Below are 20,987 nucleotides of genomic sequence, written 5' to 3' on the forward strand. Positions count from 1 at the left end.
GACAGGGCCCGGCAGCCGCGTGCGCGAAAACCCCCGGCGCGGCCGTTCTCGCATGTCGGACAGTGGCGTTCACCCGAAGACGCGTCGCGCGGGGACGCGTCGCACAGCGAGATGTCGTACGGAGATAGGAGTGGTCGTGGCCGGACAGGGCGCCAGGGCGACCCGCCGGGCGTCGGGCCCGCCCCCCGCCGGGCTGGTGGCCGCGACGGCGCGGCAGCGGCCGTCCATGCGCGGGGTACGCGTCGCCGTCCTGAACTTCCGCGAGCCGCTGCAGTCGGTGGCGGGAGGCGCCGAGGAGTACGCCTGGCAGGTCAGCCGCCACCTGGTGGGGCAGGGGGCGTCGGTCACCTTCGTCACGTCGAGGGAGGCCGGGCAGCCCCCGGCCGAGGTGCGCGACGGCATCGCGCTGCGGCGGATGGGCAACCCGTTCCTGGTCTATCTGCTGGTCCCGCTCTGGATGCTGCTGCGGCGCCGGCGCTTCGACGTCGTCATCGACTGCATGAACGGCATCCCCTTCTTCGCCCCCCTGGTCGTGAGACGGCGCACGGTCGTCATCTCCCTGGTGCACCACGTGCACGACCGCCAGTTCTACGCCTTCTTCCCGCGCTGGCTGGCCCGGATCGGCTGCTTCGTGGAGGGGCCGGTCGCCCGGCTGGTCTACCGGCGCCGCCCGACCGTCACGGTCTCGGAGTCCTCCAGGAACGAGCTGCGCGAGCGGCTCGGCTGGCTCGCGCCGATCCAGGTCGTCCCGAACGGCAGCCCGGTGGCGCGCCTGGTCGCGAGCGGCGGGGACGTGGCGGGGGACCCCGCCGTGGTCTACCTCGGCAGGCTGGTGGGCCACAAACGCGTCGAGCGGGTGGTGGACCTCGCCGGAGACCTCGAAGGGGCCTGGCCCGGCGTCCACGTGCACGTCATCGGGCGCGGCGGCGAGCAGGAGCGGCTCGCGGACCACGCCGCCCGCCGCGGGCTGCGGGACCGGGTTCACCTGCACGGCTTCCTGCCCGAGGCCGCCAAGAACGCGATCCTGGGGGCGGCGCGGGTCAACGTCACCGCCTCGGAGTTCGAGGGCTGGGGGCTGACGGTGATCGAGGCCGCCGCCCTCGGCGTCCCGACCGTCGCCTTCGACGTCGCGGGACTGCGCGACTCGGTGCGCGACGGCGTCACGGGCTGGCTGGTCGGGGAGGGTGAGGCGCTGGCCGACGTGGTGGACCGCGCGTTGCGGGAACTGTCGGACCCGGCCAGGCGCGAGGAGATCCAGCAGGCGTGCAGGCTCTGGGCCGCCGAGTTCACCTGGGGGAGAACGGGCGCTACGATGACCGGACTAATCACCACAGAGCTCTATAAAAACGGTCGTCACCTCCATGTATCCGATCTCTGTCTCGCCGCGGGTGAGACCGATCCGCCATAAGTGACCGCGATCTCCGAGGCGTGGATCAACCGCCTGTCCGCACCTTCCTCCGAGTTCGGGGCCTCCGACACCGGGCTCCGCCGCAGGCTCAGGTTGCTCGCCGGATGCCTCTTCCTCGCGGCCGTCGCCTTCAACATGGCGCCGGGCATGCTCATCGCCGAGACGAAGCTGGACATGCCGATCAACCCGATCGGCTTCCTCTCCCAGGCGCTGAACATGTGGGACCAGGACTACCTGGGACACCTGCAGAACCAGGCGTACGGCTACGTCTTCCCGATGGGCCCCTTCTACACCCTGCTGACCGGTGCGGGCATGCCCCCGTGGGTGGTGCAGCGGCTCTGGGTGACGCTGATCCTGTGCGTGGCCTTCGTCGGCGTCGCCCAGGTGGCCAGGGCGCTGCGGATCGGCGGGCAGCTCGCCGGGGTGCTGGCCGGTCTCGCCTACGCGCTCGCCCCGCACGCGCAGGCGCTCATGGGGTTCAACTCCGTGGAGTTCGCCCCCAGCGCCGTCCTGCCCTGGGTGCTGCTCTTCCTCGTCAGGGGCGCGCGGGGGGAGACGAGCCCGCGCCGGGCCGCCTGCCTGTCGGCGCTGGCGTTCCTGTTCGCCGGCGGCATCAACGCCGCCGCCGAGCTGGCCGTGCTCGTCGTACCGATGATCTATCTGCTGACCCGGGCGCGCGGCCCGCGCAAGCGGCGGCTGATCGCCTGGTGGCTCGCCGCGGTCGCCGCGGTGTCGTTCTGGTGGCTTGCCCCGCTGGTGCTGCTGGGCAGGTACGTCTTCTCGTTCCTGCCCTTCACCGAGAACGCGCGGACGACCACGCTGGTCGGTTCCCTGACCAACGCGCTGCGCGGCGTGAACAACTGGGTGGCCTTCCTCCCCGTGGACGGACGGCCGTACCTTCCCGCGGCCTACGAGCACGCGACCGTGCCCTGGCTGGTCCTGGTGACCGCGCTGGTCGCGGGACTCGGGCTGGCCGGGCTCACGCTCCCCTCCACCCCCGAACGCCTCTTCCTCGTCGCCACGGCACTCGTCGGCGTGGCCGTCCTCGTCATGGGGTACGCCGGGCCGCTGGCCGAGCCGATGCGGGCGCTGCTCGACGGGCCGCTCTCGCCGTTCCGCAACCTCCACAAGTTCAACGCCCTCGTCAGGCTGCCGCTCGTCCTCGGGCTCGCGGCGCTCGTGTCCTACGTGGGGGCCCGCCGCGCGGCGGTCAGGATCCCCGTCGCCGCGACGTGCGCCGGGCTGATCGGGCTCACCCTCGTCCCGGTCGCGAGCGCGGGCATCGCCCCGAGCGGGGCCTTTTCCGACGTCCCCGGCTACTGGCGGGAGGCGGCGGCCTGGCTGGACCAGCGGGCCGACCAGGGGACGGTGCTGATCCTGCCGGGGTCCCGCAGGGGTGAGTACACCTGGGGGCGGCCCATCGACGAGCCGTTCCAGCCGCTGCTGAGGAAGGCCCGGTGGGTGAGCAACACCATCGTGCCCTGGGGGACGGCGGGCTCCTCGCGTCTCGTCGACGCGATCGACGACCGCTTCGCCAACGGCCAGGGCTCCGCCGGGCTCGCCCGGACACTGCGCCGCGTCGGCATCCGCTACCTCGTGATCCGCAACGACCTGGACCGCGTCTCCTTCGGCGGCGCCTGGCCCGCCCGGGTGCACCAGGCGCTGGAAGGCTCACCCGGCATCGTCCGGGTGAGCGGGTACGGCCCGCCGGTCGGCTTCTCGGAGTCGGGAACCGGGTCCGGCTGGCTGGACCAGCCGTACACCGCCCTGGAGATCTACGAGGTGACGGACGCGAGGCCGCCGGTCGGCACGGTGAGCGCGCGGCGCCCGCTGCGGGTGTCCGGCGGCCCCGAGGCACTGCTCACGATGGCGGAGGAGGGCGTGCTCGACGACGACAGGCCCGTCGTCCTGGGGGACGACCCCGGAGCGGAGAACGTGCCCGCCGCCGACACCGTGCTCACCGACACCATGCGCAGGCGGGAGCTGGGCGTCAGTGACCTGCGCAGGTCACTGACCGAGACGCTTCCCGCCGACGAGCCCTTCGAGACGGAGAGGCCGGTCAGCGACCTCACCGACCCCGCGTGGGAGGAACCGAAGACCGTCGCCGTCCTGAGCGGTGCCGACCGCGTGACCGCCTCCTCCTCGGACTCCCGGCTGGGCGCCCCGTGGAACGTCCGGGATCCCGGACGGCAGCCGTACGCCGCCCTGGACGGTGACGTGCGCACCGGGTGGCGGTCCACGGGGTGGCGGCCCCCGGCCGAGGAGTGGCTGGAGGTGCGGTTCACCGAGCCCACGGCCGTCCCCTCGCTGCGGGCGGCCTTCGACCGCTCCGACGAGACCGCGCTGGTCTCCGAGGTGTCGGTGGAGACGGACGCGGGCGCGGTACGCACCCGGGTGGACCCGGCGGCCTTCTGGCAGAGGCTCAACGTCAGGCCGGGCAAGACCTCCAGGCTGCGAGTGCGGATCTCCCGGGTGGCGACGGAACGGAGCAACAAGGTCGGGATCCTGGACCTGTCGATCCCCGGCCTCCAGCCCGGCCGCTCGCTGCTCGTGCCCACGGTGCCCACAGCGCCGGACACCGCGCTGGACACCGCGTCGAGCACAGCGCCGAAAGCGATGCCGGACGGGACGCCGGACACGGTGCTGAGCGCGGCGCCGAGGGCGGCGGGGCCGGTTGTGCCGGACACGGGAGGACCCACGGTCGTGACGAGTCGTACCGACCGGGCCTCCGGCTGCATGCGCGGCTCCTACGCGTGGACCTGCGCAGACGAGCTGGGCATCGTGGGTGAGGACGGCTACGGCTTCGACCGCACGGTCCTGCTGGAGAATCCCGGCAGGCGCGTGATCAGTGGCCGCACGGCACTGACCGACGGGAACCTGGCGGTCGGCCTGCTGACGCCCCCGGACCTCTACCCGAAGGTCACCGCGTCCTCCACGAAGAGCGACATCCCCGCGACCGGCCCCTGGGCGGCGTTCGACGGTGACCGGAGCACGATCTGGTACGCCCACGGCGACGACCTCGCCCCGTCCCTCAGCGCCGACCTGGGCAGGACCGTCCAGCTCTCGCGCCTGCGCGTCGACTTCCCCGACGTTCGCACGGGCGCGCCGCCCGTGCGGGTGACGATCACCACCGACGGCGGGACCCGGTACGCGTGGGCCTCCGCCGACGGCTGGATCGATTTCAAGCCGCTCAGGGCGAGCCGGATCACGCTGGCCTTCGGCGTGCTCGGCGCGTGGAGGACCGAGGTGGTCGGCGTGTCCATCCCCGGTGTGAAGCCGCTGCCCTCCTACCCCGACCGTCCTGACCGGCCGCTGCGCCTCCCCTGCGGCTACGGCCCGACCCTCACGGTGAACGGCACCGCCGTGACCACCGAGATCGTTTCGGGGACCTACGCCGACCTGCTGAACGGCCGCCCGCTCGGCTACCGGGGCTGCGCGTCGCTCCCCCTGAAAGAGGGAGTCGCGCGGTTCACCGCCGCCTCCTCGCAGGGCTACCGGGTGGACTCGCTGGTCGTCGCGGACGCCGGGCGCACCCGGGGGACCGGTACCCGTACCGGGCAGGGCGGTGAGGCCGCGCGGGCCGGGGGGATCGGGCAGGCCGGTGAGGTCGTCATGCGGCCTGCCGAGGTCGAGAGCTGGGACGCCTCGCAGCGGCGGGTCAGGGTCAGCACGGCCGAGCCCTCATACCTGGTGGTCAACGAGAACCACAACCGGGGGTGGCAGGCCTCGATCGACGGTCGCCGCCTCCAGCCCGCCCGGCTGGACGGGTGGCGTCAGGCGTGGTTGCTCCCGCCGTCCACCGGAGTCGTGGTGATCACCTACGAGCCCGACGGTCTGTACCGGTCCTCGCTCGTCGCCGGGGGGATCCTCGTCGCACTGGTCGCCGCACTCGCGCTGTTCCGTCCCCGTTCCCGCCCCCGCCTCCGAGTCCGTTCCCGTCCTGAGAAGTCTCATCCGGAGAAGCCTCGTCCCGAGAAGTCCCCTCCGGAGAAGTTCGGTTACGGAAAGACTCTTCCCGAGGCGCCACCCGCGAGGGTGCGCGCCGCCTGGCTCTGGCCCCTCGCGCCGCTGCTCGGCTTCTGGATCCAGGGCCGGCCCGGCGCGCTGCTCGTCGGGCTGGTCGCCGCCCTGGCCCTCTGGCTGCGGGAGGTCGCGACCGCGGAGCACAGTGCGGGCGGCCTGCCGTACCGGGCGGGCAGGGTGTTGACGTCGCCGTCGCCGGTGGTGGTCGTCCTGGGGGCGGCCGGGGCCGCGCTGGGGTACGGCGGCGACACCGGGCAGACCGTGGCGCAGTATCTCTGCCTGGCCGGGCTCGGCCTGCTGTTCGCCGCGATCGGCACCCGCCCCCTTCCCCGGTCGTGGCTGCCCGCGCCGGCGGTTTCCCGGCCCCTCCGGCCCGAGGGGAAGCCATGATCGACCGTCGGCTGCACGGTGTCGTCGCGATCGCGGTGGGAGCGTTTCTCGTCACGCTCGCGGCGCTGGTCCGTCTCCACGTCTATCCCGGCGCCATGCTCCTGCCCGCCGAGCAGGACCGGGTCACCAGGATGAGCTCCGAGTCCGGCACCTACTTCGACACCGCGGCACTGCGTACGAGGCGGGGGGTGCCGATCGACGTGGCCGTCGCCCGGTACGGCGATCTGGTCAGGTCGACGCCGGACGTCGCCGTCTGGACCGAGTTCGTGTCGGTCCAGACGCGCACGGGCAGCCGGGTCGACTACCACGAGCGGCGGGCCGCCTTCGACCGCCGAACCGGGCAGGCGGTCGACTGCTGCGACGGCTACAACGACACCGATCCCCGGCCCCGGCCCCGAGGGCTGGTCTTCCGCTGGCCGCTGGGCGCGCGGCCGATCTCCTACCCGGTCTACGACCCGCTGGCCCGGCGCGCGGTGACCGCCAGGTTCGAGGCCATCGAGACCCTGCACGGCGTGCGGGTCCACCGCTACGCGCAACGCCTGGTCAACGAGCGGCTCCAGCAGCCCGCGATGAACCTGCCGGGCACCGTGCTCGGCCTGGACCGGCCGGGGGAGGTGCCGGCCACCGCCTACCTGGACGGCACCCGTACCTTCTGGGTGGAACCCGCGAGCGGCATGGTGATCGGGGTCAGGGAGAACCTCACCAAGACCCTGCGCACGGCCGACGGCCGGGGCAGGCTGGTGCTCTTCTCCGCCGACCTGCGTACGTCCTCGGGCGACGAGCGGTGGAACGCCGGAGAGGCCGGGCACTTCCGCTCGTGGTCGCTCGTCGTCGGGGTGGTGGTGCCGCTCAGTCTGGCCCTGCCGGGTCTGGCCGCCCTGCTGCTGGGCCTGCGCCGGCAGCTCAGGCCTGACGGGCCCGATCCTGCTTCTGCTCTCGGTCCTGATCCTGATCCTGCTTCCGGTCCTGGTCCCGCTCCTGCTCCCGGTTCCGGCCCTGGTCCCGCTCCCGCTCCTGCTCCTGCTCCCGGTCCCGGCCCTGGGGAAGCAGCCGGTACAGCCGCTGGGCGGGACCCTCGACCAGCCGATGCGTGAGGTCGGCGATCGCGACGGTCAGCACGGTGCACACCACCAGCGTGGTCACCAGGTCGCCGGTGAAGGCGGCCTGCCCGGTCAGCTCGTACCAGGCCACGATCACCACGAACTGCCACAGGAAGACGCCGTAGGAGATCCGGCCGAGATAGCGCATCACACGGTTGCCGAGCAACGAGCGCAGCGGTGAGGGGCCGGCGGTGAGCAGGGCGACCGGGGACAGGAAGGCGAGGACGAAGGCGGTGTAGAGGACGATCTCGAAGACGTCCGTCCACAGGTCCTGCAGTTCGAAGAGGCGGCCCCCGGCGATCGGGGTGGCGGCGATGGCGAGGACGAAGGCGGCGATGACCCAGCAGGTGAACCACGACTCGCGGATCCCGCGCGTCAGGCGCCGCACCGGCGCCTCGGGGTCGGGTTCGGCGCGGGCCCAGAGTGAGACGACCGCGAGGGCCATGCCCGCGCAGAAGTAGACGAGCAGCCGGGGCAGCCACAGTCCCAGCTCGGGCCGGTGGTGCGGCACGTGCGTGAGGATCGTCCAGACGAACGAGGTCGAGGCCAGCGCTCCGACGCAGAACAGGAGCCGCACGGCGCGCGCGGACGGCGACGCGCCCCGTCCCGCGACGGCTCGCAGCAGCACGGCGATCACCGGCAGGGCGATGTAGAAGGACATCTCCACCGACAGGCTCCACATCTGCCCGAGCCCCACCGGGCTCGCCCCCTCCCACCAGGGGGTGGTGACGTAGTTCTGCCCGAGCAGCAGCAGCGGGAGCCATTTCAGCGGGTCGCCCGCCGCGCCCGGTGCCCACAGCACCATGGCCACGACCACGACGAGCCAGTACGCGGGCAGGATGCGCAGGGCGCGCCTCCACAGATAACCCGTCGTGCCGGGAGCCGGTGTGCCCTCGATGACCTGCCGGGCCCAGGGGCGGTAGAGCAGCAGCCCCGACAGGAGGAAGAAGATCGGCACCCCGATGTCGCCGCGGGCGATCAGGCCGCTGACGAACCCCTCCCGCAGGGACACGCCCGTCTGGGCCGCGACATGATAGAAGAGCACGCAGAAGGAGGCGACCGCCCGGACCCCGTCCAGCGCGTCCAGGCGACCGTCGACCGCCGGAAGGTCTCGCACGTCCGAGGGGGTTACCGGCCGGTAGACCGGTGGAGAACCTGCTTCGGTCACTTTTTGGCATCCCTCGTGACGTAGGTCATCGCCACCACTAACATATCGCGAAATGGAACTTGTTATAGCGCGATCGGGACCCCTGCACAGCGGACAGCCCCTGGAGGAGCGATGCGTCGCGTCATCGGTTTGACACTGATCGGAATCGGGGCGTTCCTCATTGTCCTCGCGCCGCTCGTGCGGTTCCAGGTCGCGGCCGGCCTCATCGCCGCCCCCGCCGACCAGTACGGCATCAGCAAGCTGGAGGCCGTCGACGCCCAGTACTTCAGTCCCGGCGACCTGAAGGTGATGACGGGCGACCTCGACATCACCGTCACCACCAGGGGTGACGTCGCCGCGGCCGAGGGCGACCGGGTCGTCTGGGAGGAGGCCATGGTGGTCAACGACGTCACCAACCAGACCCCCCTCGTCTCGTTCACCGAGCGCCGCAGCGCGTTCAACAAGTACACCGGCGAGGGCGTCAACTGCTGTGACGTCAACGTCGACAAGGATCCCGTGCGGCTGCAGGGGCAGATCTACAAGTGGCCCTTCGACGTCGAGAAGAAGACGTACAGCGTGTTCAACTCGACCACCGGCAAGGCGTTCGACGCCAGGTTCGCCGGCGAGGAGCAGGTCGGGGGGCTGTCGGTCTACCGGTTCGAGCAGACCATCCCGCCGACCAAGACCGACACCATCACCGCCCCGGCCTCCGTCCTCGGCATGAAGGATCCCGGCGACGTGCAGGTGGACCGCGTCTACGACGCCGTCAACACCTTCTGGATCGAGCCGGCCACCGGCTCGCCGGTGCGGCAGGAGCAGCAGCGCCACGAGGTGCTCAAGACCGAGGACGGGGTCGAGCGCTCGCTGGCCTTCGTCGCCACCGCGAAGATGACCCAGGAGACCGAGGACGAGCTGGTCAAGAACGCGATCGACGGCAGGAGCACCATCACGATGCTCAGGACCACGATCCCGCTGGTGCTCCTGCTGCTCGGGCTCGCCCTGGTCATCACCGGCTTCGTGCTCATGAGGCGCCGCGCGTACAGCTGACGCCCTCGACGGGACATCGTGGCGGGGAGGCCGCGGGCGAGAGCGCCCGCGGCCTCCCCGCTTCTTCTCGCCCCCTCGCCGCGCGTTTCTCACCGGAACACTCGCCGGAACATCATCGAAACGTTCACCGAAACGCTCGCGGAAACACTCACCGGAACATCACCGGAACATCACCGGAACGCCACTGGGAAGCTCGCGGAAACGCTCATCGGAACGTCACCGAAACGCTCATCGGAACGCCACTGGAACGCGTTTCACCCATTTTGCCGGTTGATTACTCGCGAGTAGCTTTGAGTTCCGACCGGAGGAAAGGTTCTAGACTAGAACGCGTTGCAGTTAGTTTCCGGCGGTCGTACAGTCAACGCATGCGGACACGTGTCACCGACATGCTCGGGATAGAGTTGCCGATCTTCGCGTTCAGCCACTGCCGTGACGTCGTCGCCGAGGTGAGCCGCGCCGGGGGGATGGGTGTGCTCGGCGCCCTCTACTTCACTCCGGAAGAGCTCGAAATGGAGCTCAAGTGGATCGACGAGCACGTCGACGGCAGGCCGTACGGCGTCGACGTGGTCATGCCCGCCTCGTACGCCGGCTCGGACCTCGGCGTCGACTCCCCGGAGGACCTCGTGGGACGGCTCCAGGGGATGATCCCCCAGGGGCACCGGGAGTTCGTCGACGGCCTGCTCGCCGCCCACGGCGTACCGCCGCTGTCGGCCGACGCGGACGCGGGGAGGGTGCTGCTCGGCTGGACCGACGCCACCGCCCGCCCGCAGGTCGAGGTGGCGCTGAGGCACCCGATCGCGCTGCTCGCCAACGCGCTGGGCCCGCCCCCCGCCGACGTGGTCGACCAGGCCCACGCCAGAGGGGTGAAGGTCGCCGCGCTCGCCTCCACCCCCCGGCACGCGATCAAGCAGGTCGAGGTCGGGGTGGACATCGTCGTGGCCCAGGGCACCGAGGCGGGCGGGCACACCGGGGAGATCTCCACGATGGTCCTCATCCCGCAGGTCGTGGACGCCGTCGACGTCCCCGTACTGGCCGCGGGCGGCATCGGAGACGGGCGCCAGATGGCGGCCGGGCTCGCTCTCGGCGCCGAGGGCGTGTGGACGGGGTCGATCTGGCTCGCCGTGGAGGAGGCCGACACCTCCGAGGTGGTCAAGCGCCGCATCCTGGAGGCCACCTCGCGCGACACCGTGCGCTCGCGGTCCTGGACCGGCAAGCCCGCCCGGCTGCTCAGGAACGAGTGGACCGACGCCTGGGAGTCTCAGGAGTCGCCCGGCACGCTCCCGATGCCGCTGCAGTTCATGCTGATCTCCGAGGCGCTCCGCCGGATCGGCCGCTCCGACGCGACCGAGCTCGCGACCTTCCCCGCCGGGCAGATCATCGGCGCGATGAACCAGGTCAGATCCACCCGTGATGTCGTGTTCAGCCTGGTGGAGGAGTATGTGGCGGCCAAGGAACGGTTGGATCGCATAACGGGCGACTGAGTGGCACCGGCGTTCGGATGTGCGCTACAAACTCATCGACGACGATGTGGTTGACGAGGTTGGAGATGGATGGCGCCCCCCGAGCTCGACGAGGCCCCCGGCGAGGAGGCGGCGGACCGGCCGCGTTCCCGTAGGCGGTGGGTGCCCGCCGCCCTGGCGCCCGTCCCGGGTGAGGGGGCGCGACGTCGCGGCGAGCGGTGGGTTCCGGCCGTTGCCCTGGCGCTCATCGCCGCCCAGCTGGTCTGGCACGGCGTCCTCCTCGGCCGCGGCTACTTCTTCCTCGACGACCTCACGCTCACCGGCAGGGCGGCCTGGCAGGGGTTCGGCTGGGAGTTCCTCACCCAGATCTACGGCGCCCACCTGATGCCGGTCCCGATGGCGATCGTCGGAGTCGTCACGGCCGTCCACCCCTACGGCTGGGGCCTGGCCGCCGCCTCGCTGCTCATCCTGCAGCTCGGCGCGTCGCTGGCCGTGCTCCGCATGCTCAGGGTGCTCTTCGGCGGGCGCGCGGCCATCCTGCTTCCCCTGTCGTTCTACCTGATCACGCCCATGGCCTTCACCGCCTCGTGGTGGTGGGCGGCGGGTCTGCAGGCGCTCCCGCTGCAGATCGCCGTCGCGATGGCGTTGAGCAGCCACGTCCTCTACCTGCGTGACGGCAGGTTCTCGCACGTCCTCGCGGCGGCCGGATGGACGCTCCTCGGGCTCCTGTCGTTCCAGCTGAAGGCCACCGTCGCGATCCCGCTCCTGCTGCTGCTCGTCACGGTCCTCTACTTCCCCGAGCGGCCCCGGTCGCGGGTCCTCACCCGGCACGCGCGGGCCTGGGGGGTGTACGCCGGGCTGATCGCCGTCTACTCGGTCTACGTGCTCACCAAGCTCGACGAGCTGCAGCAGTCGGCCGGGCTGCCGACGCCCGCCCAGGGGATGGCGTTCGTCGCGCGGTTCTTCGGCGTCACCATGCCGACCTCCGTCATCGGCGGTCCCGGCCGCTGGACGGATGAGCTGTCCGATCCGCCGGTCGCGGTGATCGCGCTCGCCTGGGCCGTCATCGTCGCCGTCGTGGTGCTCACCCTGCTCTGGCGGCGGGGGGCGTGGCGGGCCTGGACGATTCTGTTCCTCACCCCCGCGGTGCTGGTGGTCCCGGTCTTCCTGGGGCGTGGCCAGTTCTTCTTCTCGGCGCAGGACACCCGCTACCTGGCCGACAGCGCCCTGGTCGCGACGCTCGCGCTCGCCCTCGCGACGCTTCCGCTGCTCGGCGAGAAGCGGCCCTACCGCCGCCGTGTCCCCCGGGGCCGGCCCGTCCGGGTGGCGGGGGGTGTGGTGGTCTGTGCCTTCCTCGCCTTCTCCGTCGTGTCGGTCGAGGGCTATGTCGCGGGGCAGGAGGACCACCGTGCCAGGACCGAGCGGTATCTGGAGTCCGTACGGGCGACCCTCGCCTCGGCCCCCGAGACGACCGACCTCTACCCGCACCCTCTCCCCGACGACCTGCTCTGGCTCTCCTTCGGGGAGGAGAACCTCAGCTCGCACCTGCTGAGCCCGCTCGCGCCCCCCGGCCTGGCCGCCCTCATGCGTCATCCGAGGCCGACCACGAACCCGCGGGTCCTCGACGACCGGGGCAGGCTGGTCCCCGCCGAGGTCCACGGCGGGTACGCCGTGCCGGCATCCGGCGAGTGCTTCCCCCGCGCCGGCGGCGTCGTCACCATCCCGCTGCGGCACGAGGGCGAGACGGCGACGCTCGCCCTCTCCTACGTTCGCGCGGAGGAGACCGCGGCCTACGTGCGGCTCGGCCAGGAGGAGATCGAGGTCGACTTCGCCAGGGGAGCGGGGAGGATCTTCCTGCCGGTGAGCGCCGCCACGCCCTCGATCCAGATCGAGATCCTGTCCCCCGACGCGGACCTGTGCGTCACCCTCGCCGCCCTCGGCGGCGTCGTCCCCGCGTGACGGCCATATGAAGATCAGGTGATGCGGCATCGCGCCGCCAGGCCTTTCAGCTCCGGGGTGGTCCGTCCCGACACCAGGAGCCCCGAGATCAGGTCGCGTACGGCAGGCCGCGCATGGATCTCCTCCGGGGCGTGGCGTTCGGCCGCCAGTAATGCGTTCAGACAGTCGTCGCGGCGGCCCATCTGTCCGTACGCCCGAGCGATGTCGGTGTAGTAGCGGACGCGGCGCTCCACGGTGGGCAAACTCGCCGGGGGGAGCTTTCTCGCGGTGGCGATGGCCGCGCCGGCTTCGCCGATGGAGTATTCGGCGGAGATCCGATGTAGCTGGACGGTGGCCGGTCCGAATCCACCGCCGTGGTCGCGGAGCAGAGGCGCGCCAAGCCGGGTCGCGATCGCCGCCGCCTCATTTGTGAGCTCACGCATCCCGGCCCGGTCTCCACATCGCGCCGCGGTGTAGGCCGCTGACTGGATCAGCAGCCCGCGTTCGGCCGTACGCCGTGGATCTCCGTCACGGAGGTCGAGATGGTCGGCCGCCGAAAGCGCGATGGTCATGGCTTGCGCGTGCCATCCGGCCTTGCGGGCGAGGACGGCCAGGTTTCTGGCAGCCTCGGCGGCCATCAGCGGGTCGCCGGCGGCTCCGGCGATAACCCGGGCACGATCGGCGGCCATCCACCCGAGTTGCTGGTCGTCGAGCTTGATGAGCATCCGAGTCGTCAGGGTGTAGATCTCGGCCAGCACGGCGTTGACCCCGGTGTCATCAGGGCTCGCCGCCGCTAGGGCATGGCCACTGGAGATCAGGCGTGGCAGGACGTGAGCCAGCCGGTTGTAGCTGCAGCGGTGAAAATCCAGCAGAGCCGCCGCCAGTTCGGCACGCAGTCGCGGGCCGGGAATGGGAGCCGGAGAGGAGGTCAGGCCAAGCATCGCGTCGCGCGCTCGATTGATGAGCAGATCACGTGAGGCGGTCTGGCTCGCCTGCGCGCTGCCTTCGTCCGGCAGGATGGGGCCCACAGCGGCGGCGGCCGTTACCGCGAGATTGGCCAAGAGCTGTCGCCTGCGCACCCGGTCCTCACCGTCCTCCCATCCAGCCTCTGAGGCCACGATAGGTGAGGGGCCGCCGTTTGATCGGACCGAGCTCCGGTGTTGCCGCCTGTTTCCGTCAACCTGCGGCGTGAGACCGAAGACATGCGATGGGATCGCCAACGCGTCAGAGAACAACCTCAGTACGGTGACGTCGTTGAGTGGAGCGATCCCGCGCTCGAACCGGGAAATCTGTGCGGCCGAATAGCCGGTGCGTCGGCCGAGCTCGGCCAGAGTAAGCCCTTCGGCCTGGCGCGCTCGGCGCACGATCGCTCCGGACTCCGGAGCGGCGACGGTGAGCCACGCCGGATGGCGAGCATTCATACGCGGCCCCCTGAGATCCTCGGGCTGATCCGTGTAGCTGCCAGGGTGAGGTTCGTACTCACCGTAGTCGTACTGTCACGAGCCGACCAGGTTTTTGCGTGATGCGCAAACGGCTTGCACCGCACGACAAGTCCACTGCGGCGGGGAGGTCCGAGCGGGCTTGATGGAGTTCCACCGGTCGTATGGCCGGTAGAACGTGCGACCCAAGAGCCGCTGATCACAAGTCTCCCGCACCCCCGGTTTCTTTCAGGCATGCCGTGATCGCGGCTGGGGCCTGACGAGGAAGGAAGGCGATGGCACATCGCTCCGCCCCCTGGCACTCCCGCTATGCGCGCTGGTTCTCGGCCCGCCCGCAGACCGTGGTGGTTCAGCCCACCACCTTTTGTAATCTTGACTGCACCTATTGCTATCTGCCCCATCGTCGACTTGTACGCGAAATGTCCCCGGAGATCGCCGGCGCCGTGGCGAGGTCGGTCACCGCCCTGACGAACGGGGCTTCCCCCCTGGGAATCGTTTGGCACGGCGGAGAGCCGCTGGCTCTCGGATTGCGTAAGTTCACCGCCCTGCTCGCACTGTTCGAAGACCTGCGCCAAGCAGGAGCCATCCACCACTACGTGCAGACGAACGCCACTCTGATCACCGACAACTGGTGTGATCTGCTGACCGCCTACGAGTTCCGCGTGGGCGTGAGCATCGACGGTCCGGCCACCCACAACGCCGAACGTGTCGACCTCCGAGGACGATCCACCTTCGAGCGCGTCACTCGCGGAATCCGCCGCCTGCGTGAGCACGCCATCCCGTTCTCAGTGATTTCGGTGGTGGGAACCGACGCCATCGGCCGGCCCGAGGAACTTCTGAATTTCCTGGCCACCCTGGGCGGCCATTCGGTGGGCTTCAATATCGAGGAGACGGAGGGAGTCAACACTGATCGGCAGCCCCCCACCCAAGAGCAGGCGGAGGAATTCTGGCGCCGGACGCTGGCCTGGTCACGGCACCACCGCGATTCCGTGAAGATCCGAGAGGTGGAACGACTGGGTGAGTACCTGCGGTTGATCCGCACCGGACAGCGAACCACCTGGGAAGAGTGCCGTCTGGATCCCATCCCCACCGTGTCCTGGGACGGGCAGGTGGTGCTGCTTTCCCCGGAACTCGCGGGTACCACCGACGCGACTTACAACAACTTTGCGGTCGGCAACGTCCAACAACAGCCCATCGCCCAGATGCTGCGCGACGCCCATCGGCTGCGCTACGTCCGCGAGTTCTTGACCGGTCTGGACCGCTGCCAGGCCGAATGTGAGTTCTTCGACTTCTGCCGAGGGGCGCAAGCGGGCAACCGCTACTTCGAGAACGGCAGCCTGGAGACCACCGAGACCAACTACTGCCGCGCCTCGCGGCAGGCCCTCGTCACAGCCCTGTCCACCATCGCCATCAGAGAGGAAACCCCGTGACGATTCTGGAAAGACTTACCGCATCCGACGCGCCGGTTGTGCTGGAGTTGGTCTTCACAAACGAGGGCCCACCACCCGCGATCGATGCCGCCAAGTGGGATAACAGGCCCTCCTGGGATAACTGGGCCAAGAACCCGGCACCGTTCGATAACCGTCCGAGCTGGGATAACTGGAACAAAAAGAAATAGTCCCCGGCCGCCGACGCACCCGTACAGTCCGGTGCGTCGGCGGCCGGAAGGCCGGACCGCTAGGAGGCCGCCCTATGGAAACCCGCACGATCCGTCGTACGAGCGTCACGCTTCCCGCGCTGGACGAGGCCGACCTCATCGGTGTGCCCGATGTCACCTCACCGGACGGCAGGGGAGGTTCGGTGGCGGAGTTCGTCTACGTCGATGCCGATCTGCGAGATCTCCACCTGGCTGACACCCACCTCATGGACGGTCGCATCACCGGCCTGCGAACGCAGCGCACCCGATTTCGTAACCTGCGGCTTAGCTCCGTCGAGCTGTCAGGTTGCGACCTGTCCTCACTGCACTGGGCGGACAGCAAGCTGTCTCGTGTCACCTTCACCGACTGCAGGTTCATGGGTGCCGTGGTAGAGGACCTCACCCTTGAGAACGTGCTCTTCGAGAACTGCAGGCTCGACTACGCCACCTTCGTTCGCCTCCGCGCCGCAGGCCCCGTGATCTTCTCCGAATGCTCCCTGCGAGAGGCAACGTTCACCGTGGCCGACTTCGGCGCCGCTCTCTTCGACGCGTGTGACCTGCGTTTGACCTCCTTCGACGGCGGTAAGTACCGCGACTGCGACCTTCGTGGCAATGACCTGTCCGGCATACGGGGGGTCGGCGCGCTCAAGCAGATTGTCATCGACCGACCGCAGCTCTTGCAACTGGCGCAGGCGCTCGCGGCCGAGCTGGACGTCACCTATGGCGAAGACATCGATGACAGGTAATTCCGAGAATCGGCCGACAGCTGTCGGCCGTGGAGAACGAAGGATCAGAGCCGGTCATTCGCCCCGGTAGACAGTGGATCGCTTTTCGCGGAGGGCTCAGATCGCCTACGCCTGCCGGTTGGGTGTCCCGATCAGTTCGCGGATGCCTTTCAGCAGCCTGTCCACGTCGGACTCGTCGGTGTAGGGCGCGATTCCGGCTCGGAGGGCGCCGGTGTCACCGAGGCCCAGGCGGCGGGAGCACTCCAGCGCGTAGAAGTTGCCGGCGGGCGCGTTGACGCCGCGTTCGGCCAGGAAGAGGTAGGCGTCGGCCGACCTGACGTGGTCGACGGAGAACAGCGTCGTGGGGGTGCGCCTGCGCGACGCCGCGCCGTAGGAGGTCACCCCGGCGGTCTCGGCCAGACCGGCGTCGAGCCGGTCGAGCAGGGCGTTCTCGTGCTCCTCCAGCGCGGCCATCGAACCGGCCAGGCGTTCGCGCCGGTTTCCCTCGCCCGGCACGAGACCGGCCAGGAAGTCGACCGCGGCCGTCGTACCGGCGAGCAGCTCGTACGGCAGCGTGCCCAGCTCGAAGCGTTCTGGCACCGCGTCGCTGGCGGGGAGCAGCTTGTCGGGGTGGACGGTCTCCAGCAGGCCGGGATCGGCGGCGAGCACGCCCAGGTGCGGGCCGAGGAACTTGTACGGCGAGCAGGCGTAGAAGTCGGCGCCCAGCCGTCCGATGTCGACCGGGCTGTGTGGCGTCAGGTGCACGCCGTCGACGTAGAGCAGCGCTCCCGCCTCGTGCACCCGCTCGGCGATCGCGGGGATGTCGGGGCGGGTGCCCAGCAGGTTCGACGCGGCCGTGACGGCCACCAGCCTGGTGCGCCCGGTGAGCAGGCCGGCGATCGCGGCGACGTCCAGTTCGCCGCTCTCCGGGTCGAAGTCGGCCCGGCGCACCGTGACCCCGTGCGCCTCGGCGGTCTGCACCCAGGGCCGGATGTTCGCGTCGTGGTCCAGCGTGGTGACCACGACCTCGTCACCGGGACGCCACTCCTTGGCGAGCGCGCGGGCCATGTCGTAGGTGAGCTGCGTCATGCTCCGGCCGAACACGATGCCGCCCGGCGTACCGCCGAGCAGGTCGGCCATCGCCCGGCGCGCCTCGGTCACGATCCCGTCGGCGCGCCGCTCGGCGGCGGTCCCGGCCCCCCGGTTGGAGACGGCGGCCCGCAGCGCACCGGCCACCGCCTCCGCGACCAGGTCGGGAACCTGTGAGCCCCCCGGCCCGTCGAAGTGCGCCGCGCCCTCGTCCAGCGCGGGAAAGCGCGCCCGTACGGCTGCCACGTCGTATGCCATGAGACCTCCCGGGTCGCTGTCGACCATCGGTGTTCCGTCGGGTTTCCCCTTCGGGGCGGACCTTCACGGTACGAGGCTAAGCGCAGCTGGCGCGGCCGTGGTCACCGGTGATCTCACACGTGGCCGGGGAGTCGCTGCCACGGACCCTCAAATCGGTATGGCCATACCGTATTGTGCTACCGTATCTTCATGGCAGAAAGTGAACGGCGTACCAGGCGAGCCGGTGGGCGGCAGCGTCGGCAGGACGTGCTGGGCCATGTGATCGAGGTGCTGGTCGAGCGCGGCTTCCACCAGACGCGCTTCATGGACGTGGCCGCGGCGAGTGGCGTCGCGATCAGTACGTTGCAGGTGTACTTCGGTTCCCGGGAGGACATGCTGGTCGAGGCGCTACGCGCGTCCACCGAGGCCGAGGTGGCCGCGATGGAGGCGCAGAGCGGCGGCTTGGAAGACCCGTGGGATCGGCTGGTCGGCCTCATCGACCGCGGCATCGCGACACCCGTGCCGGTGTGGCGGATGCTGATGGAGTTCTGGACCGCGGCGGCGTACGACGAGGAGTTGCGCGAGCACAGCCATCGGCTGCAGGCGAGCTACCGCGCGCCGTTCGAGTCCGTGCTACGCGACGGGATTCGCGGCGGCGCGTTCCGCACCTGTCACGACGCCGACTCGATCGTCGACCTGATCGTCACCACTTTGGACGGGCTGCTGTACCCGAAGGTCCTCGGCCAGCCGCGACCTGCCGGTAACGGCCTGCGGAACCTGCTGGTGGACCAACTCCGAACGACGCTGGAGGTTACATGAGAACCACGTTCGCGGCCGACGCGACGAAAAGGCGGGCCCTCGACCGGCGAGCCCGCCGGGATATGGGCCACGGCAGGAAGGTGTCGCGGTGACCCGCTGTTCGATGTCGCAGCGCCTCGGAAACATCCGGATGAGGCGCCCGTTCCTCCGGGTGATCGTGTCGTCCGTTCTTCTTGTCGCCTCTCTCGTCTCGATACCGTCGCGGCCCGCCGCCGCCGCGGTCACCGGAGACCTGCTGCGAAGCAGTCCTTTGGAACTGCCCGACGAGCTGGTCTCCGCCGGTGCGACCGGTTATCGGATTCGCTACCTTTCCACCTCGGCGAAAGGCGGACCGACCGAGGTGACCGGAGTGGTTCTGCTTCCTCCCGGGACGGCTCCGCCCGGCGGCTGGCCGGTCGTTTCCTGGGCGCACGGCACCACGGGGATCAGCGATCGGTGCACGCCTTCACGCGATACCGAGCTGGGGGGATACGGCTACGCCGGTTACCTCGCCGGACTGGTGCGCAGGGGATTCGTGGTCGCCGCGACCGACTACGAAGGGCTGGGCACCCCCGGTGCGCACCCCTATCTGATCGCGGAAAGCCAGGGTCGCTCGGTCGTCGACGCGGTACGGGCCGCCGGAGATCTCGATCGACGCGTCTCCGGGGTGTGGCTCGCCGTCGGGCACTCCCAGGGCGGGCACGCGGCCATGGCGGCCGGTGAGATCGCGTCCCACTACGGCCGAGGGCTGGATTTCCGGGGAACGGTCGCACTCGCCCCGATCACCGACAACCGGCCGTACGTGGACCGGCTCGCGCGCCTGAAGCCCATCGACCATGGCTATTTCATGGCGATACTCGCCGGACTGGCCACTTGGCAACCAAAACTGCGCTACGCGGACTATCTCGGATCGCGAGCGCTCAAGGAATTCCCGCGCGTTCACACGACCTGCATAGAAGAGCTGACGAACCGTTTGGTCAAACTGAACCTGCCCGGGGCCGAGTTCGCTCCGAACAGCACCGGGGCAGCCGAGCGGTTGCGGAAATGGCTCGGTGCCAACGCGGTCCCGCGGATGCGTTCGAGGGCGCCGTTGTTCGTCGCACAGGGCCTCGCCGATTACCTGGTCCCCGCCGAGCAGACCAAGCTGGCGGTGAGAAAGGCGAAGGCCCTCGGCACCGATGCCAAGATGGTCGGTTACCCCAACGTCGGACATTATGAGATCACCGAGGCGTCGGCGCCCGACGTGCTGCGCTGGATCGAGGCGCGCGTCCGCTGAGCAGGCCGGGTTCGGCCCGCAGGTGGGAACTCCCGCCAAGGTGACAGGAGCCCCCATGAGCTGAGCTACGCGTCACAAACGCGCGTGGTCGGTTCCCGCGGTCGGCGGAGATGAGCTGTTTTCCGAACACCCGCCTGTCGAACCGGGAAACGTGCGCCGGATCATTCGCCCCGGTAGGCGGCCGGGCGTTTCTCGCGGAAGGCGCGGGAGCCCTCCTTGGCGTCCTCCGAGCCGATGACCGGCCAGCCGATGGCGTCGGAGACCTTCAGGGCCTCGGCCTCGGGCAGGCCCAGGGTCTCGCGGTAGGCGCGGAGGATGGCCTGGATGGCGAGGGGGCCGCACTCGGCGATCTGGGCGGCGATCTCCAGGGCGGTGGCCAGCGCCTCGCCGTCGGGGACGACCCGGTTGACCAGGCCCATGGCCAGCGCCTCCCGCGCGGTGACGGCGCGGCCGGTCAGCAGGATGTCCATGGCGAAGGCGTACGGGATCTGGCGGGGGAGGCGGATCGCGGAGCCGCCCATGGGGAAGAGGGCGCGGCGGGCCTCGAACAGGCCGAGGGTGGCTGACTCGGCGACCACCCGCAGGTCGGTGCCGACGAGCAGTTCGGTGCCCCCGGCCACGGCGTACCCCTCGACCGCGCAGACGATCGGCTTCGTCGGCAGGGCGCCGGAGTCGCGGAGCAGGCCCTTCCAGTGGAAGTCGGGGATGGCCGCGGCCCGCTCCCTGACCCGGGGGTCCTGCGACGGGGTGCCCATGGCCTTCAGGTCGGCGCCCGCGCAGAACGTCCCGTGCGCGCCGGTCAGGACGGCGACGCGGACCCCGGGCTCCGCCGAGACGTAGGCCCAGGCGTCGGCCAGGCCGACCAGCATGTCGGTGGAGAGCGCGTTCCTCGCCTCGGGCCGGTCCATGGTGACGACCACGACGTGACCGTCGCGTTCGACCCGGCAGTGCGGCGTGCTGATCGGCAGGAGTTCCACGGGACGACCTCCGTTGATTCACCAGGTGCCTGATGGGAAATTCTGGGTCTGTATCGCGCCCGCGCGGTCTGGCCGCCCGGGGTGAGAGGGGGTTCCGGTCGCGCCCGCGCGGTCTGGCCGCCCGGGGCCTCCGGCGGCGTCGGGCAAGACGCCTTCCGAAGGCCGATTCCTGACGGACGGGACGGGTCCGGTGCTGGGTCAAGCGCTTGCTAGGTGTGCCTCCCGGGGTTACTCTGCCCATGCGTACAAGAACAGATTCTTGTTCTATATACCCCGTTCCGCCAGGGCTTGTCGCGA

Annotated in this window: 14 protein-coding genes and 1 pseudogene; 11 read left to right on the forward strand and 4 right to left on the reverse strand. The window is 70.2% G+C overall.

Features of this window, described 5'->3' with window-relative positions; all coding sequences use genetic code 11:
* Positions 1 to 136: 136 nt before the first annotated feature.
* Genes OG587_RS14795 through OG587_RS14805 form a run of 3 tightly spaced genes read left to right on the forward strand, consistent with a single transcriptional unit; the run spans position 137 to position 6,915 of the window.
* Complete coding sequence (locus OG587_RS14795) at positions 137 to 1,408, forward strand: glycosyltransferase family 4 protein (protein WP_443075581.1); 1,272 nt, start codon at positions 137 to 139, stop codon at positions 1,406 to 1,408.
* Complete coding sequence (locus OG587_RS14800) at positions 1,409 to 5,821, forward strand: alpha-(1->3)-arabinofuranosyltransferase (RefSeq protein WP_329090636.1); 4,413 nt, start codon at positions 1,409 to 1,411, stop codon at positions 5,819 to 5,821.
* Positions 5,818 to 6,915 (forward strand): DUF3068 domain-containing protein, encoded by a 1,098-nt coding sequence (locus OG587_RS14805; protein ID WP_329090637.1) that lies wholly within the window; start codon positions 5,818 to 5,820, stop codon positions 6,913 to 6,915. The genes OG587_RS14800 and OG587_RS14805 overlap by 4 nt, the downstream gene beginning before the upstream one ends.
* A 55-nt stretch (positions 6,916 to 6,970) precedes the next feature.
* Here the strand turns inward: OG587_RS14805 and OG587_RS14810 are convergent.
* Positions 6,971 to 8,089 (reverse strand): annotated as a pseudogene (locus OG587_RS14810) (acyltransferase family protein); the annotation flags it as partial.
* 129 nt (positions 8,090 to 8,218) lie between these two features.
* On the opposite strand from OG587_RS14810, the gene OG587_RS14815 reads away from it, so the two are divergent.
* The 3 genes from OG587_RS14815 (at position 8,219) to OG587_RS14825 (ending at position 12,534) form a co-directional block, all read left to right on the forward strand.
* Positions 8,219 to 9,115 (forward strand): DUF3068 domain-containing protein, encoded by an 897-nt coding sequence (locus OG587_RS14815; protein ID WP_329090639.1) that lies wholly within the window; start codon positions 8,219 to 8,221, stop codon positions 9,113 to 9,115.
* Between the two features lie 365 nt (positions 9,116 to 9,480).
* A complete protein-coding gene (locus OG587_RS14820; RefSeq protein WP_329090641.1) occupies positions 9,481 to 10,596 on the forward strand; it encodes an NAD(P)H-dependent flavin oxidoreductase in 1,116 nt (371 codons plus the stop codon).
* 69 nt (positions 10,597 to 10,665) lie between these two features.
* Positions 10,666 to 12,534: a hypothetical protein gene (locus OG587_RS14825; protein WP_329090643.1), complete on the forward strand. Its 1,869-nt coding sequence runs from the start codon at positions 10,666 to 10,668 to the stop codon at positions 12,532 to 12,534.
* A 14-nt stretch (positions 12,535 to 12,548) separates the two neighbouring features.
* Here the strand turns inward: OG587_RS14825 and OG587_RS14830 are convergent, their stop codons facing one another.
* Positions 12,549 to 13,934: a helix-turn-helix domain-containing protein gene (locus OG587_RS14830; protein WP_329090644.1), complete on the reverse strand. Its 1,386-nt coding sequence runs from the start codon at positions 13,932 to 13,934 to the stop codon at positions 12,549 to 12,551.
* Positions 13,935 to 14,227: 293 nt separating this feature from the next.
* Between OG587_RS14830 and amcB the strand changes: the two genes are divergently transcribed.
* The 3 genes from amcB to OG587_RS14845 all read left to right on the forward strand — a co-directional run bounded on the left by amcB (position 14,228) and on the right by OG587_RS14845 (position 16,334).
* The gene (gene amcB, locus OG587_RS14835; RefSeq protein WP_329090646.1) at positions 14,228 to 15,382 is read left to right on the forward strand and encodes a cyclophane-forming radical SAM peptide maturase AmcB; all 1,155 of its coding nucleotides are present in this window, start codon (positions 14,228 to 14,230) and stop codon (positions 15,380 to 15,382) included.
* Positions 15,379 to 15,570, forward strand: coding sequence for a multiple cyclophane-containing RiPP AmcA (gene amcA / locus OG587_RS14840; RefSeq protein WP_329090648.1), 192 nt, complete (start codon positions 15,379 to 15,381; stop codon positions 15,568 to 15,570). Before amcB ends, amcA begins: the two co-directional genes overlap by 4 nt.
* Before the next feature lie 74 nt (positions 15,571 to 15,644).
* Positions 15,645 to 16,334, forward strand: a complete 690-nt coding sequence (locus OG587_RS14845; RefSeq protein WP_329090651.1) for a pentapeptide repeat-containing protein — start codon at positions 15,645 to 15,647, stop codon at positions 16,332 to 16,334.
* A 105-nt stretch (positions 16,335 to 16,439) separates the two neighbouring features.
* Here OG587_RS14845 and OG587_RS14850 read toward each other — a convergent pair whose 3' ends face one another.
* Entirely contained in the window at positions 16,440 to 17,660 is a 1,221-nt protein-coding gene (locus OG587_RS14850; RefSeq protein ID WP_329090653.1) for a cysteine desulfurase-like protein, read from the reverse strand.
* Between the two features lie 189 nt (positions 17,661 to 17,849).
* Here OG587_RS14850 and OG587_RS14855 point away from each other — a divergent pair, with 189 nt between their 5' ends.
* Positions 17,850 to 18,458: a TetR/AcrR family transcriptional regulator gene (locus tag OG587_RS14855; protein WP_329090655.1), complete on the forward strand. Its 609-nt coding sequence runs from the start codon at positions 17,850 to 17,852 to the stop codon at positions 18,456 to 18,458.
* 250 nt (positions 18,459 to 18,708) lie between these two features.
* Positions 18,709 to 19,713 carry an alpha/beta hydrolase family protein gene (locus OG587_RS14860; RefSeq protein WP_329090656.1) on the forward strand — a complete coding sequence of 335 codons (1,005 nt, stop codon included), beginning with the start codon at positions 18,709 to 18,711 and terminating at the stop codon, positions 19,711 to 19,713.
* Positions 19,714 to 19,874: 161 nt separating this feature from the next.
* On the opposite strand, the gene OG587_RS14865 is transcribed toward OG587_RS14860, so the two are convergent.
* A complete protein-coding gene (locus OG587_RS14865) occupies positions 19,875 to 20,690 on the reverse strand; it encodes a crotonase/enoyl-CoA hydratase family protein (RefSeq protein WP_329090658.1) in 816 nt (271 codons plus the stop codon).
* Between the last annotated feature and the right edge of the window lie 297 nt (positions 20,691 to 20,987).

This window comes from Streptosporangium sp. NBC_01469 (assembly GCF_036227305.1).
Classification (GTDB): Bacteria; Actinomycetota; Actinomycetes; order Streptosporangiales; family Streptosporangiaceae; genus Streptosporangium.